This is a genomic window from Streptomyces sp. NPDC048434 (assembly GCF_043200375.1).
GTDB lineage: Bacteria > Actinomycetota > Actinomycetes > Streptomycetales > Streptomycetaceae > Streptomyces.
The window spans coordinates 79,623-93,967 of sequence record NZ_JBICXQ010000031.1; the positions used below are offsets into that span (position 1 = coordinate 79,623).

The window sequence follows — 14,345 nt, forward strand, 5'->3', positions numbered from 1 at the left end:
ACGATCCCTCGCCCATGGCGCGATCCGCAGCGGCCTACGCTCGGAGCACGCCTGCTGCCGGAACGCGCCTCAGGCACGGAACGAGACGGGGGAGGGCGCCCGGATGGACGGCCTGCGGGAGCTGACGGCCGACGATCCGCAGTGGATCGGGGACTACCGGCTGCTCAGCCGCCTCGGCAGCGGCGGGATGGGGCGGGTCTACCTCGCCCGCTCCGAGGGTGGCAGGACCGTCGCCGTGAAGCTGGTGAAGGCGGAACTGGCCGCGGAGGAAGAGTTCCGGGACCGCTTCCGCGCCGAGGTCGCGGCCGCGCGGCGGGTCGGCGGGCGCTGGACCGCGGCGGTGCTGGACGCCGACACCGAGGCAGCGGTCCCGTGGGTCGCCACCGGGTACATCGCGGGCCCCACACTGAACGAGGTCGTCGGCGGCTCGTACGGGCGCCCCGGGAGCAACGGCCCGCTGCCGGAGCATTCGCTGCGGCGGCTGGCGTACGGGCTGTCCTGCGCGCTGCTCGACATCCACGGCGTCGGCCTGGTGCACCGTGACCTCAAGCCGTCCAATGTGCTGCTCACCATCGACGGGCCACGGGTCATCGACTTCGGTATCGCGCGGGCCCTGGACGCGGTCGGGGACCAGACCCAGACCCGGGCCGGCACGGTGCTCGGCTCGCCCAGCTTCATGTCGCCGGAGCAGGTCCAGGGGCATCGCGTCGGCCCGGCCAGCGATGTCTTCTGTGTGGGGTCGGTGCTGGCGTACGCGGCGACCGGGCGGCAGCCGTTCGGCAGCGCCGCCTCGGGCGTCCACGCGGTGATGTTCAAGATCGCGCAGGAGGAGCCCGAGCTGGCGGCCGCGCCGGACGGCATCCGCGGTCTGATCCAGGACTGCCTGGCCAAGGACCCGGCGGCCCGGCCCACCCCCGAGGAGATCATCGACCGGATCGGGCCGGTGCCCGGCGGCACCTCGGCCGCCCCCTGGCTGCCGGCGGAGCTGATTGCGAGCCTGGGGCAGCACGCCGTACGCCTCCTGGACACCGACACCCCGCCCGGGGGCCAGCCGCCGACGCTCACCTCCACCAGGGTCGCGCCCAGCCCCGCACCGCCGCCCCGTGCCGAGGCGGCCGCCACGGAGTCACGCCGCCGCGCCCGCTGGCTTCCCGTCCTCGCCACCGCCGTCATCGCGGCCGCCGCCACCGCCGTCACGGTCCCGCTGCTGAGCGGCGGCGCGGGCGCCGACGAGAGCCCGTCCGACATCCCCGCCCGCTATGTCGGCACCTGGTCGGGCCCGGTGCTGCGGGACGGGGCGCCCACCGGGCAGCAGCGGCGGTTCGTGATCACCAACGGCAAGGTCGGCGAGGTGGTCGCCAACAGCACCAGCCTCGGCGCGACCTATGAATGCCGCAGCGACGGCAAGCTGGTGTCCGTCATGGCGCACGACGGGCACCCGGCGCTCCGGCTGGACACCAAGGTCGTACGGTCCATCCCCGCGGGCCGCTGCGCCGCGCTGGGCGAGCACACCCTCGAAGCGGGCCGCGCCCACACCCTGACCTGGGCGGCGGCCGGGCGCACCGCGACGCTGCACCGCACGGCCGCCGCCGCCGTCCCGTCCGGCTACCTCGGCACCTGGCAGCGGCCGAACGCCGACGGCTACGGCAGCCAGCGGCTCACCCTCACCCAGGCCCCGGCGGGCAGCACGGTGCTCACCACCGTCGTCGTGGGCCGCGGCGGCCGCTGCACGGCGCATGCCGACCTCTACGCGGCGGAGGGCGGCGCGCTGACCGTCGGCCCGTCGGTCGTCGACCGGCCCGCTCCCGGCTGCGCGCGAAGCAGCACCTCCGTCCTGCGCCTGAACGGCGACGGCACCCTGCACCGCGAGTTCCTGGGCGACGACAAACAGCCGCGCACCTACTCCAGGGCGGAGTAGCTGCGCGGCTGCTGTGCTGCGGTGCCCCCGGGCCCGCCCTCAGGGAAGGGCGGGCCCGGGGAACGCGCGGGGTGTCCCCTACGACAGGAACGAGTTGATCTCGATCGTCTCGTCGCGGCCGGGGCCGACGCCGATCGCGGAGATCCGGGCGCCGGACATCTCCTCCAGCGCCTTGACGTAGGCCTGGGCGTTCTTCGGCAGGTCGGAGAACGACTTCGCCTTGGTGATGTCCTCGGACCAGCCCGGCAGCGTCTCGTAGACCGGCTTCGCGTGGTGGAAGTCGCTCTGGCTGTAGGGCAGTTCCTCGACGCGCTTGCCGTCGATCTCGTACGCGACGCAGACCGGGATCTGCTCCCAGCCGGTGAGCACGTCGAGCTTCGTCAGGAAGAAGTCCGTCAGGCCGTTGACGCGGGTGGCGTAGCGGGCGATGACCGCGTCGAACCAGCCGCAGCGGCGGTCCCGGCCGGTGGTGACACCGCGCTCGCCGCCGATGCGGCGCAGTGCCTCGCCGTCCTCGTCGAACAGCTCGGTCGGGAACGGACCGGCGCCGACGCGCGTCGTATAGGCCTTGAGGATGCCGATGACGCGGTTGATCTTCGTGGGACCGACGCCGGCACCCGTGCAGGCGCCGCCCGCGGTCGGGTTCGAGGACGTGACGAAGGGGTAGGTGCCGTGGTCGATGTCCAGCAGCGTGCCCTGGCCGCCCTCGAAGAGGACCACCTTGTCGTCGTCCAGCGCCTTGTTGAGGATCAGGGTGGTGTCGGCGACATAGCCCTTGATCTTGTCGGCGTAGCCCAGCAGCTCCTCGACGACCTGGTCGACCTCGATGGCGCGGCGGTTGTAGAGCTTGGACAGGAGCTGGTTCTTGACCTCGAGGGCCGCCTCGACCTTCTGGGTGAGGATCGACTCGTCGTAGAGGTCCTGCACCCGGATGCCCACACGGTTGATCTTGTCGGCGTAGGTCGGGCCGATGCCGCGCCCGGTGGTGCCGATCTTCCGCTTGCCGAGGAATCGTTCCGTCACCTTGTCGACGGTGATGTTGTACGGCGTGATGAGGTGAGCGTTTCCGCTGAGCAGGAGCTTGGACGTGTCGACGCCGCGCTCGTTGAGTCCGCTCAGCTCGGAGAGCAGGACCGCCGGGTCGACCACGACGCCGTTGCCGATGACCGGGGTGCATCCCGGCGAGAGGATTCCGGAAGGGAGAAGATGCAGCGCGTACTTCTGGTCGCCGACGACGACCGTGTGGCCGGCGTTGTTGCCGCCCTGATAGCGCACCACATAGTCAACGGACCCACCGAGCAGATCGGTGGCCTTTCCCTTGCCCTCATCACCCCACTGAGCACCGAGCAGCACAAGTGCGGGCACAGGCGTACACCCCTTCCGGGCGGGGCATGTCCAACGTGCGTGGATGGCGTCGGCGTGCTTGTTCACGCGTACGTCATCGCTAGAGCCGTCGGACCGGTGCCCCGGAATAGACGAAGCCCCTGGCGCAATAGCGCAAGGGGCTCTTGCACCGAGATGCTACCTGAGGAAGGACCGAGGTGTCGGCGCAGCCTTCTGGGCACTCTCCCGTGGACTCCGTTCGGGGGTACCCCCTGCTCGTGGTCATCGACCCGGTCGCCCGCAGTACGGACGGTGAATCCGTGCGAATCGCGAAGGATGTCCTGTGCGCGGGCGCGGGGGCGAAAATCTGCCTTCCGGACGGGCCGGAGGAATTCGCGCGGATCCTGGCCCGGCGTGGCCACCGGCGGCCGGTGGTGATCGGTGACGACCGGGCGCTGCTGCGGGTGGTGGGCCTGCTGCACAAGGAACGTGAGCTGGCCGCGGTGCCGCTGTCGATGGTCCCGGTCGGCGCACCGGCCGCCGTCGCGCTGAGCCGCGCCCTGGGCATCCCCACGGACACGGTGGCCGCGGCGCGCGCCGTCCTGGACGGCGGGGAGCGGCCGCGGGATCTGCTCACGGACGACAGCGACGGCATCGTGCTCGGCGGACTGCGGATCCCCTGCGGCAGCGAGGCGACCCGGCAGGGCCACGGGGTGTACGTGCCGGCGGCGGTCCCTGCGGTGGCACCCACGGATCCGATGGAGGCCATGGAGGGGCGGGACGGTCTGTCGGGCGGCCTCGACGGGCACCGGCCGTGGTGGAAGCCGGCCGCGCGCACCGCCCGTACGGCGCTGGCGCTGCTGGCGGCGCCGGCCGCCGGGCTGGGCGGGCGGCGCGCGCGGGTGCCGGGGCAGCGGCTGCGGATCGAGGCGGACGGGGTGCTGCTGGCGGATCTGGACCGGCCGGTGCGCGGGGTGTCGGTGATGCCCGGCGGACGGGCCGGGGCGGACGGGCGGCGGCCCGGGGCCGGTGACGGCGGGGAGCTTGCGGAGGTCGTGGTGCACTGGCCGGGCGGAGGCCGGCCGGTACGGGCCCGGGCGCGGGCGGTGACGGTGTCCGGCGCGGACTTCCATTACCGGGCGGACGCGGTGGTCGGCGGGCCGGTCAGGACCCGTACGTGGACCCTGCAGCCGGGGGCCTGGCGGCTCCAGCTGCCGCGGGGGTGAGCGCCGGCGGGTGCCTCAGCGGCCGGCACCGTCGCGCTCGGCCCGCATCTGGTCGCGGTGCTCGCGCCAGCGCTGCAGCAGCCCGGTGAGTTCCTTCTGCAGGAACTCGAAGAAGACGAGCGTCTCGTCGATCCTGCGGCCCGCCGGGGAGTCCTCGCCGAGGCTCTCCACACCGTCGCGCAGGGTGCCCTCCCAGCGAGTGAGGACGTTGTCCCGGCGCGCCAGGGCCTCGTACCACTGGTCGCTGTGCACGCGGTAGCGGTCGCGGCGGGAGCCCGGCTCACGCTCCCGGCTGACCATGTCGACCTGGGAGAGATAGCGGATCGCGCCGGAGACGGCGGCGGGGCTGACCTGGAGGCGCTCGCCGAGTTCCGCGGACGTCAGCACGCCGGAGTCGGAGGCCAGCAGACAGGCGAAGACCCGGGCGGACATCCGCTGCATACCGGCGTCGACCAGCTGGGCGGCGAACCGTTCGACGAATTGCGAGACCGCCTCGTCGTCGCGCTTGTCCGTGCGCGTGTCCTGGGGTGTCTCGTTGGTCCCGGCCGCGCTCTGCTGTAGCTGCTCGCTCATATCCGCATCATCTCCCCTGATCAGAGCCACCCACCCCAATTTTATACGCTTTCTTAACTTCACAAATTTGTGAAACTAGCGTAGCTTCCAAAACATGACCAAGGCAATCTCTCCCGCTCCCGCGATCCGGGTCGACGGCCTCCACAAGTCCTTCGGCCGCACCCACGCGCTGGACGGCCTCGATCTGCATGTCGACGCCGGTGAGGTACACGGCTTCCTCGGGCCCAACGGCGCCGGGAAGTCCACGACGATCCGCGTCCTGCTCGGCCTGCTGCGCGCCGACGCCGGCACGGCCCGGCTCCTGGGCAAGGACCCCTGGCAGGACGCCGTCGAGCTGCACCGCCGTATCGCCTACGTCCCCGGTGACGTGACCCTGTGGCGCAATCTCTCCGGCGGCGAGGTCATCGATCTCTACGGACGGCTGCGCGGGGGACTCGACGCCGCGCGCCGGGCCGAGCTCCTGGAGCGGTTCGAACTCGACCCCACCAAGAAGGGGCGGACGTACTCCAAGGGCAACCGTCAGAAGGTCGCGCTGGTCGCCGCCTTCGCCTCCGACGTCGATCTGCTCATCCTCGACGAGCCGACCTCCGGGCTGGACCCGCTGATGGAGGAGGTCTTCCAGAGCTGCGTCGAAGAGGAGCGCGACCGCGGCCGTACGGTGCTGCTCTCCAGCCATGTGCTGTCGGAGGTCGAGGCGCTCTGCGACCGCATCAGCATCATCCGCAAGGGGCGGACCGTCGAATCCGGCTCGCTGGGCCAGCTGCGCCATCTGACCCGCACCTCGGTCATCGCCGAACTCGCCGGCCCGCCCAACGGACTGGCCACGCTCCCCGGCGTCCACGGCCTGGCCACGCAGCCGATCCGGGGGAGCCAGGGCCACCGCGTCCAGCTCCAGGTCGACACCGACAAGCTCGACGCCGTGCTGCGTTCGCTCGGCACCTCCGGCGTCCGCAGCCTCACCAGCACCCCGCCCACCCTGGAAGAGCTCTTTCTGCGCCACTACCAGGACGACGTCCGCGGTGAAGAGGCGATCGCGCGATGACCGCCGTGACCACAGCCCTCCCCGCACCCACCGCACGCGCCCGTCATCTGGCGGGCACCGGTGCCCTGTTGCGCCTCGCGCTGCGCCGCGACCGGGTGATGATCCCGGCCTGGGTGCTGGCCCTCGGACTGACCGTCGCCACCATGGGCTCGTCCTTCGAGGCGGTCTACGACACCGCCGCCCAACGCGCCCAGCTGGCCGCCTCGATGAACGGCAACGGCTCGATGCGCGCGCTGTACGGACCGGTCTTCGGCGACTCCATCGGCGGCCTGGTCGCCTGGCGGATGGCCGGCTTGGGTGCCGTCCTCGCCGCGGTGATGAGCCTGCTGATCGTCGTCCGGCACACCCGCGAGGAGGAGGAGACGGGCCGTCAGGAGCTGCTCTCCGCCGCCATGGTCGGCCGCCGCGCACCGCTGACCGCGGCCCTGCTGACGGCACTGACCGCCAACGCCGGGATCGCCGCACTGATCGCGGGCGGCCTGACCGCCTCCGGGCAGCAGGCCGCCGGCTCCCTCGCGCTCGGCGCCGCCATCGGCTGCACCGGACTGCTCTTCGCCGGGCTGGCCGCCATCGCCGCCCAGCTGACCGAGAGCGCGCGGCCGGCCAAGGGCCTGACCGGCGCGGTCCTCGGCCTCGCCTTCGCACTGCGCGCCGCGGGCGACGCCGCCGGCCCCGAGGCGACGTCCCCGCTCACCTGGGTCTCACCGATCGGCTGGTCGGAGAACCTCCGGCCGTACGCCGGTGAACGCTGGTGGATCGTCCTGCTCTTCCTGGCGGCAGCCGCCCTGGCCGTCTCCGCCTCCTACACCCTGACCGCCCGCCGCGACCTCGGCATGAGCTTTCTGCCGGCCCGCCCCGGACCGGCCCGCGCACCACGCTCGCTGAGCGGCCCCTTCGGCCTGGCCTGGCGGCTGCAGCGCACCACCCTGCTGGGCTGGGCGCTCGGCTTCCTGTGCGCCGGCGGAATCTTCGGCGGCATCGCCGAGGGCGCCTCCGACCTGGTCGGCAGCAATCGGCAGACCCGCGAGATCGTCGAGCGGATGGGTGGTCAGCAGGGCCTGACCGATGCCTTCCTGGCCACGATGACCGGCATGCTCGGCATGGTGGCGGCGATCTACGCGGCCGGCGCGGTGCTCCGGCTGCGCGGTGAGGAGACCGGCGAGCGCGCGGAGCCGGTGCTGGCCGGCGCGGTGAGCCGGCTCCGCTGGGCCGCCGGCCATCTGGCCCTTGCGTACGCGGGCACCGCCGTCATCCTGGCCTGCGGCGGCCTGGCCCTCGGCCTCGCCTACGGCCTCTCGGCCGACGACCTCGGCGGCGGACTCGGCCCGGTGCTGGCCGCCGCCCTCTCCCAGGTCCCGGCCGTCTGGACGCTCACCGGTCTGGCGGTCCTCGTCTTCGGCCTGCTCCCCAAGGCCACCGGCGCCGTCTGGGCCCTGGTCGGCGGCTGCCTGGCCCTCGGCTGGATCGGCCCGTCCCTCAAGTTCCCCCGGTGGGCCATGAACCTCTCCCCGTACAGCCATCTCCCCAAGCTCCCCGGCGCGGACGCCACCGCCGCCCCGTTCGTCTGGCTGCTGGCCCTCTCCGCCCTCTTCGCCCTCGTGGGCCTGGCGGGCCTGCGTCGGCGCGACATCGGCTGATCCCCCGGCGGCCGGTCCTCCCGCGGCCGGCCGCCTCCCCCTACGTGCGCCGCCGGAGCTGTAGCGGACTCCGGCGGCGCACTTCCGTGCCGTGCGCCGGGTCGGCGCGGCGACATCCACAGGCTGTGGACAAAGCACAGGAACCCGCCGAGCGCCAGTCACTCCTCGCCATTTCACCTGGCCGCGCGTTAACCCGCAGTAACTATGGAGCAATGGGTGACTTCCCCGTTACTTTCCGCATGCACGGTCGTGACCACGACCTGCGGCATCGGAGGGGTTCATGCGACGTATCACCACCAAGATCGGCATGCTCGCGGCGGCGGCACTGCTCGCCGTCGCGGCGGCCGGGCCCGCCCAGGGCAAGCAGGCGAGCGACGCCGCGCACCGCACCCAGGCCGAGACGGCGGCCTACTTCGTGATGACCGACATCACCCACGAGGAATTCGTCATCAAGCTCACCGACCCCCGCAAGATCCAGCACGCCCGGGACCTGCTGAGCGGCGCGTCCCACTCGGAGCCGCATGTCATCGGCAGGATCGACAAGCGCCCCGCCCCGTACAACTGGCGCTGGAGTTTCCACCTCCGCCCGGAGACGATCGACTTCTTCGACTTCGCCATCGAGGTCTGTGACGCCACCACGCCCTATGTCGAAGACCATCTGGACGAGGCCGGCGGCCCGTTCCTGCCCGGGCTGATCTGGTGCCCGTGGACCTCGAAGCTGGTGCGGGAGGTGCCCCAGCCGTAAGGCCGGGGGTTTGGGGCCGCCGGCCGGGCCTCGCCCGCCGGCGGCCGCCCCGCATCCCTCCGGGAGCAGCGGCCCTCAGCCCCCCGGCGTCACCAGCCGGGCCTCGTACGCGAACACCGCCGCCTGGGTGCGGTCGCGCAGCCCCAGCTTCACCAGAATGCGGCTGACATGGGTCTTCACCGTGGATTCGGCGACGACGAGATGCTCGGCGATCTCGCCGTTCGAAAGGCCCTGGGCGACCAGCACGAGGACCTCGGTCTCGCGCTCCGTGAGGTCGGCGATGCGCTCCTGGGCGGGGGCACGAGGGGTGCCCAGCCGGGAGAACTCGGAGATCAGGCGCTTGGTGACGGTGGGGGCGAGCAGGGCCTCGCCGGAGGCGACGATGCGGACGCCCTCGGCGAGCTGGCCGGCTGAGGCGTCCTTGAGCAGGAAGCCGCTGGCCCCGGAGCGCAGCGCTTGGTAGACGTACTCGTCCAGATCGAAGGTGGTCAGCACCAGGACCTTGGCGTCCGCGTCGGCGGCCACGATCTCGCGGGTCGCCTCCAGGCCGTTCATCTCCGGCATCCGGATGTCCATCAGGACGACATCGGGCTTGAGGATCGCGACCTTGCGCACCGCCTGGCGGCCGTCGACCGCCTCCCCGACCACCTCGATGTCCGGCATGGCGTTGAGCAGGACGGAGAAGCCCTCTCGGACCATCACCTGGTCGTCGACGATCAGTACCCGGATCATGCCTTGCCCCCCGCCCTGGTCTCGCCCGCCGTGTGCGACACCGGAATGAACGCGGCGACCTCGAAGCCGCCGTCCTCGGTGCGGTCGGCCGTCATCTCGCCGCCCAGCATTTGTACCCGCTCCCGCATCCCCAGGACACCGTGCCCCGCGCCCGGGGACGGTTTGGCCAGCCGGCTCGGCGGACCATTGACGATCCGCACGCCCAGCCCGCCCAGCACATAGGAGACCTCCACCCGCGCCTCGGCGCCCGGCGAGTGCCGCAGCGCATTGCTCAACCCCTCCTGCACGATCCGGTACGCGGACAGCTCGACGCCCTGCGGCAGCGGCCGGGGCGCACCGGTGGTCACCGCCTCGACGGTCAGCCCGGCGCTGCGGACGCTGGCGAGCAGCGCGTCGAGGCTGCCGAGCGTCGGCTGCGGGGCCTCCGGATCGCTCTCGGCGAAGGCGTCCGGGTCCGCGGAGCGGACCACACCGAGGATGCGGCGCAGCTCGGCGAGCGCGGCAACGGCGTTCTCACGGATCGTCGCGAAGGACGTGGCGAGCTCGGGCGGGGTGTCCTTGACGCGGTAGGGAGCCGCCTCGGCCTGGATGGCGATCACGGACATGTGGTGGGCGACCACATCGTGCAGCTCACGGGCGATGAGGGCGCGCTCCTCCAGGAGCGTGCGCCGGGAGCGCTCCTCCGCGGTGGCGGTCCGGTTCTCGACGACCTGCCGGCGCTCCTCGCGCCAGGCGCGGATCGCGGCGGCGGAGACCAGCAACACTCCGCAGAAGATCGCCACCGGCGGCAGATCGCCGGTGTCCTTCCCCACGAGCGCCGTCACCACGGCCGACAGGGCAAAGGTGACCAGCCACATCTCGATGGCCAGCCGGGGCCGGGTGCGCAGCACCACGAGGACCATCACCGCGAGGTGGGTGGCAAAGGCGGCGCCCCCGAAGAGGCTGGCGAACGGAGAGGAGAAGCCCGCATAGACGAACGCCGACACCACGAAGGCGGACAGCGACAGCCAGTAGGCGCCCACCGGGCGGAAGAGCGTGAGCATCGGCCCCGCGGCGACCAGCGCACTGAAGCCGGTGACCAGGACGGAGTGCACCGACCCGGGCTCGGAGCTGCTGGTCAGGTTCGCCAGGAAGACGCACATCGAGAAGAAGCCGACGGCGAAATGCGGCAGCCAGCGCATCCAGTGCCGCAGCCGCTGCGGCAGGAACGGCACCCACCGGGACACCTTGGCGTCCTCCAGCGGCGGCATCGGGCGGAAGGCGAAGGCATCGACGAACAGGTCCTGGCGCAGCCGGTGCAGTGCGCCATGGGCTATCCGGGCCTCGGAACGCAGACTGCTCTGCGACTGGGTCGTGTCGTTCACGCTGACAACGGTAAGCAACGACGGGCCCCCGGGCGTCCCCACCAGTGGGGATCTGCCCGGATCCGCCTCAAGTACTACATGGTCGGTGCAGGAGAGCGACAAGTGTGTGACAGCTGGGACTGCCGGGGGTGACGGGGCCGTAGTGGCCGACGCCGGGCAGCTCGCGCAGGTCCGTGGTGCCGGGGCTGTGGGCGGCGTAGCGGCGGGAGAGGTCGAGGGGGACATCGGGGTCGTCGGTGCCGTGCAGGATCGTGACCGGGACACCGGCGGGCGGATGGCACGCCGGGTCGGCCGCGGCCATGCGCGCCGCGAGGCCGGGCCCGGCGCCGAGCAGCTCGGCGACCGCGCCGTTGCTCAGGCCCAGCGCATGGGCGCGGGCGAGGTCGGCGACCGGTGAGACGGCGAGGACGCGGGACACGGGGGTGCCCGGGCGGCCGGCGGCGAGCAGCGCGAGGTGGCCGCCCGCGGAGTGGCCGACCAGGACCGGAGCTCCGCCCCCGGGCACCTCGCGCACCGCCGCCGCGATGCCCGCCGTGACGTCCTCGAAGGTCTGCGGCGCCCCGCCGCCCGCACCGACCCTGCGGTATTCGGCGAGCGCGACCGGCAGCCCCCGCCCGGCGAGTTCGGCGGCGAGCGGCGACAGATGGCGGCGGTCGTAGGCCGCGCGCCAGAAGCCGCCGTGCAGGAGGACGACCGGCGGGCCGCCCGCCGTCCTGGCCCGCCCGCCGTCGGCCGCCCGCGGCAGGTACAGGTCGACGATCTGGTCCGGATGCGGCCCGTACGCCACGGTCCGGTCCGGCGCCACCGGGGCGAGCCCCAGCAGCGCCGCCTCCTCGTCCGCCACGCTCACCCGTCGGCCCCGGCCGCCCCGGACTCGACATCGGGCAGCGCCCGCAACACCTCGCCGAGCACCCACGCCGCCCGCTCCGCGTCCGCGAAGGAGGTGTAGAGCGGGGTGAAGCCGAAGCGCAGCACGTCGGGTGGGCGGAAGTCGCCGACCACCCCGCGCCGTATCAGCTCGTCCATCACCTCTCTCGCCATGGGGACAGCTCCCTGCTCGGCCGAAGCGGAGAGCTTGGGGAAGCACTCCAGCGACACCTGGCTGCCGCGCCGCTGGTGGTCGTACGGCGTGACGGAGCGGGCCCGGCCCAGCGGCACGTAGGAGGTCACGCACTCCAGGAAGAAGTCGGTCAGGGCGAGGCTCTTGGTGCGTACGGCCTCGATGGACACCCCGTCCCAGACCTCCAGCGCCGCCTCCAGCGCAAGCAGCGACAGGATGTCGGGGGTGCCGACCCGGGCGCGCGAAATGCCCTCGGCGGGGGTGTAGGCGGGATCCATGGCGAACGGATCGGCGTGCGAGTTCCAGCCCGGCAGCGGCGATTCGAACCGCTCCTGGAGGCTTTCGCGGACGTAGAGGTAGGCGGGCGAACCCGGGCCGCCGTTGAGGTACTTGTACGTACAGCCGACGGCGAGGTCGACGTGGTGCGCATCGAGGCCGACCGGCAGCGCGCCGGCGCTGTGGCACAGGTCCCAGACGGCGAGCGCGCCCGCGGAGTGCAGCGCGTTGGTGATGCCGGGCAGGTCGTTGAGCCGGCCGGTGCGGTAGTCGACGTGGTTGACCAGCGCCAGCGCGGTCCGCTCGGTGACCTCGTCGGCGATCCGCGCGGGCTCGACCGGACGCACCGCGAGACCGGTCATCCGGGCCGCGGACCGGGCGATATAGCCGTCGGTCGGGAAGGTGGTGGCATCGACGAGGATCTCCGTACAGCCCTTGCCGGCCATCCGGACACCGCCGACCACGGCCTTGAAGAGGTTGACGCTGGTCGAGTCGCCGACCACCACCCGGCCCGGTGCCGCCCCGATCAGCGGCGCGATCTTGTCGCCGACCCGCTCGGGCGCGGTCCACCAGCCGGACTCGGTCCAGGACCGGATGCGCAGCTCGCCCCACTCGCGGGCGATGACATCGGCGAGACGGCCGGGCACCGTACGGGGCAGCGCACCGAGGGAGTTGCCGTCCAGGTAGACCCCGGCATCGCCGGAGGCATGATCGGGCGCGGAGTCGAGGACGAACCGGTCGCGGACCGCGGCAAGCGGGTCGGCGGCGTCCCACTCCGCGGCGCGCGCGGCCATGTCACGGGAGGGCGCGTGAAGGCCGTCGTCGCCGCGGAGTTCCGGGGTCTCAGACATGGCTGCGCGCCGTCCACAGCTCGGGGAAGACGTTCTTGCGGGCCCGCTTCTCCAGCCAGGCCACGCCCGCGGAACCGCCGGTCCCCATCTTCGCCCCCATGGCCCGCCGGGTCGCGACCAGATGGTCGTTGCGCCAGCGCCAGACCAGCTCGGCGACATCGGTGAGCGCCTCGCCGAGCCGGACGAGGTCGGACTCCTGCGACCCGGCGTAGATCCCGGCCCAGACGGCCTCGACGTCCGGGTCCGCCTCGTAGCGCAGTGCGGGGTCCCGCCGGAGCACGGCCTCGGGCACGGCGTGGCCGCGGCGGGCGAGCAGCCGCAGCACCTCGTCCCACAGGCTCGGCTCCTGGAGGGCCTTCTCCAGCTCGGCGTGCTCCCGCGAGGCCCCGCGGTGCGGCACCAGCATCGACGCGGACTTCTCGCCGAGCAGGAACTCCATCCGCCGGTACATGGCGGACTGGAAGCCGGAGCCCTCGCCGAGCGCGCTGCGGTAGGCGTTGAACTGCGCCGGGGTCAGCCGGGCGAGCGGCTTCCAGGCGGCGTTCAGCGCCTCCAGCTCGTAGGTGGAGCGGCGCAGCGCCTCCATCACCACCGGCAGATCGTCGCGGCGCAGCGCCTCGGCGGCGGTGTGCCATTCATGGACGATGACCGTGAACCACAGCTCCATGACCTGGGTGGTGACCAGGAAGACCATCTCGCCGGGGTCGTCGGAGAGCGGGTGCTGCAGGTGGGTCAGGACATCCGCCTGGACATAGTCCTCGTACGGGGTGGTACTGCTGCTGCCGATGCTGAGATCCGGGGCGAACGGCGGGTCGGACTCGGCGGCGCCGGCCGGTGCGGAACCCGCTGCGGGTGCGGTCGACGCGCTCTCCACGGAATCGATGGGAGACGGCTGCGACATGAGGGACTCCTCAAGTGCGAACTACCGGGTAGCGGTCCGCCCCTTCCTCGTCGGCTCGGGAGCCCCGGTCCCCTCGGGCGCGGGATGACCCGGCCCACTGGAAATCATCCGTGCTGGACAGCGACCGCGCAAGGGCCGACCGCGAGCACGCGGCCGGCCCGTTGATCTTGCCCGGCGCTCCCCGGCGGGGGGAGCTGTGGTTCCCCGGGGGAACCGGCGGCGGCCCTCAGGTGAGGGTGTCGGCCGCGGTCGGCGAGGAGTCCCGCAGGAAGGTCGAGCAGCGCTCGTACTCCTCCTGCTCGCCGATCGCCTGGGCGGCGCGGGCGAGGGCGTGCAGCGCCCGCAGGAAGCCGCGGTTGGGCTCGTGCTCGAAGGGCACCGGCCCGTGGCCCTTCCACCCGGCCCGGCGCAGCGAGTCCAGGCCGCGGTGGTAGCCGGTGCGGGCGTAGGCGTACGACTCGACGACCCGGCCTTGTTCGAAGGCGTCGTCCGCGAGCTGGGCCCAGGCCAGGGAGGAGGTCGGGTACTTCGCGGCGACGTCGGACGGTGCCGTGCCCGCGGCGAGCAGCTCGCGCGGCTCCGGGTCGTCGGGCAGATGGGTCGGGGGCGGTCCCCCGAGGAGGTTCTCGTGAATGGCCATGCTTCCCAGTCTGCCTGGTTGCGGGGGCGGGGTGGAGAGCGGCCAGGATCTTGCCCC

General features: G+C 72.7%; 13 protein-coding genes. 5 read left to right on the forward strand and 8 right to left on the reverse strand.

The features are described 5' to 3' along the window. Positions 1–103: 103 nt before the first annotated feature. On the forward strand, positions 104–1,918 hold the full coding sequence (locus ACGFWI_RS31270) for a serine/threonine-protein kinase (RefSeq protein WP_393909406.1): 1,815 nt from the start codon (positions 104–106) through the stop codon (positions 1,916–1,918). A gap of 78 nt (positions 1,919–1,996) precedes the next feature. On the opposite strand, the gene ACGFWI_RS31275 is transcribed toward ACGFWI_RS31270, so the two are convergent. Next, on the reverse strand, positions 1,997–3,283 hold the full coding sequence (locus tag ACGFWI_RS31275; protein WP_393909407.1) for an adenylosuccinate synthase: 1,287 nt from the start codon (positions 3,281–3,283) through the stop codon (positions 1,997–1,999). A 236-nt stretch (positions 3,284–3,519) separates the two neighbouring features. Here ACGFWI_RS31275 and ACGFWI_RS31280 point away from each other — a divergent pair, with 236 nt between their 5' ends. Then, positions 3,520–4,467 carry a hypothetical protein gene (locus tag ACGFWI_RS31280; RefSeq protein ID WP_393909444.1) on the forward strand — a complete coding sequence of 316 codons (948 nt, stop codon included), beginning with the start codon at positions 3,520–3,522 and terminating at the stop codon, positions 4,465–4,467. A gap of 15 nt (positions 4,468–4,482) precedes the next feature. Here the strand turns inward: ACGFWI_RS31280 and ACGFWI_RS31285 are convergent, their stop codons facing one another. Beyond that, positions 4,483–5,040, reverse strand: coding sequence for a GbsR/MarR family transcriptional regulator (locus tag ACGFWI_RS31285; RefSeq protein ID WP_393909408.1), 558 nt, complete (start codon positions 5,038–5,040; stop codon positions 4,483–4,485). A 94-nt stretch (positions 5,041–5,134) separates the two neighbouring features. Here ACGFWI_RS31285 and ACGFWI_RS31290 point away from each other — a divergent pair, with 94 nt between their 5' ends. From ACGFWI_RS31290 to ACGFWI_RS31300, 3 genes are all read left to right on the forward strand, one after another. Next, complete coding sequence (locus ACGFWI_RS31290; RefSeq protein WP_393909409.1) at positions 5,135–6,082, forward strand: ATP-binding cassette domain-containing protein; 948 nt, start codon at positions 5,135–5,137, stop codon at positions 6,080–6,082. Then, a complete protein-coding gene (locus ACGFWI_RS31295; protein ID WP_393909410.1) occupies positions 6,079–7,719 on the forward strand; it encodes an ABC transporter permease in 1,641 nt (546 codons plus the stop codon). The genes ACGFWI_RS31290 and ACGFWI_RS31295 overlap by 4 nt, the downstream gene beginning before the upstream one ends. Positions 7,720–7,999: 280 nt before the next feature. Then, a complete protein-coding gene (locus tag ACGFWI_RS31300) occupies positions 8,000–8,464 on the forward strand; it encodes a calmodulin-binding protein (RefSeq protein WP_393909411.1) in 465 nt (154 codons plus the stop codon). A gap of 75 nt (positions 8,465–8,539) precedes the next feature. On the opposite strand, the gene ACGFWI_RS31305 is transcribed toward ACGFWI_RS31300, so the two are convergent. The 6 genes from ACGFWI_RS31305 to ACGFWI_RS31330 all read right to left on the reverse strand — a co-directional run bounded on the left by ACGFWI_RS31305 (position 8,540) and on the right by ACGFWI_RS31330 (position 14,288). Beyond that, positions 8,540–9,196 carry a response regulator transcription factor gene (locus tag ACGFWI_RS31305; RefSeq protein WP_128509068.1) on the reverse strand — a complete coding sequence of 219 codons (657 nt, stop codon included), beginning with the start codon at positions 9,194–9,196 and terminating at the stop codon, positions 8,540–8,542. Beyond that, positions 9,193–10,512: a sensor histidine kinase gene (locus ACGFWI_RS31310; protein WP_393909445.1), complete on the reverse strand. Its 1,320-nt coding sequence runs from the start codon at positions 10,510–10,512 to the stop codon at positions 9,193–9,195. Before ACGFWI_RS31310 ends, ACGFWI_RS31305 begins: the two co-directional genes overlap by 4 nt. Positions 10,513–10,627: 115 nt before the next feature. Then, positions 10,628–11,410, reverse strand: coding sequence for an alpha/beta hydrolase (locus ACGFWI_RS31315; protein WP_393909412.1), 783 nt, complete (start codon positions 11,408–11,410; stop codon positions 10,628–10,630). Continuing rightward, positions 11,407–12,747, reverse strand: coding sequence for a kynureninase (kynU, locus tag ACGFWI_RS31320; RefSeq protein ID WP_393909413.1), 1,341 nt, complete (start codon positions 12,745–12,747; stop codon positions 11,407–11,409). Before kynU ends, ACGFWI_RS31315 begins: the two co-directional genes overlap by 4 nt. Further along, positions 12,740–13,648 carry a tryptophan 2,3-dioxygenase family protein gene (locus ACGFWI_RS31325; RefSeq protein WP_393909414.1) on the reverse strand — a complete coding sequence of 303 codons (909 nt, stop codon included), beginning with the start codon at positions 13,646–13,648 and terminating at the stop codon, positions 12,740–12,742. Before ACGFWI_RS31325 ends, kynU begins: the two co-directional genes overlap by 8 nt. 226 nt (positions 13,649–13,874) lie before the next feature. After that, positions 13,875–14,288, reverse strand: a complete 414-nt coding sequence (locus ACGFWI_RS31330; RefSeq protein ID WP_393909415.1) for a DUF3151 domain-containing protein — start codon at positions 14,286–14,288, stop codon at positions 13,875–13,877. Between the last annotated feature and the right edge of the window lie 57 nt (positions 14,289–14,345).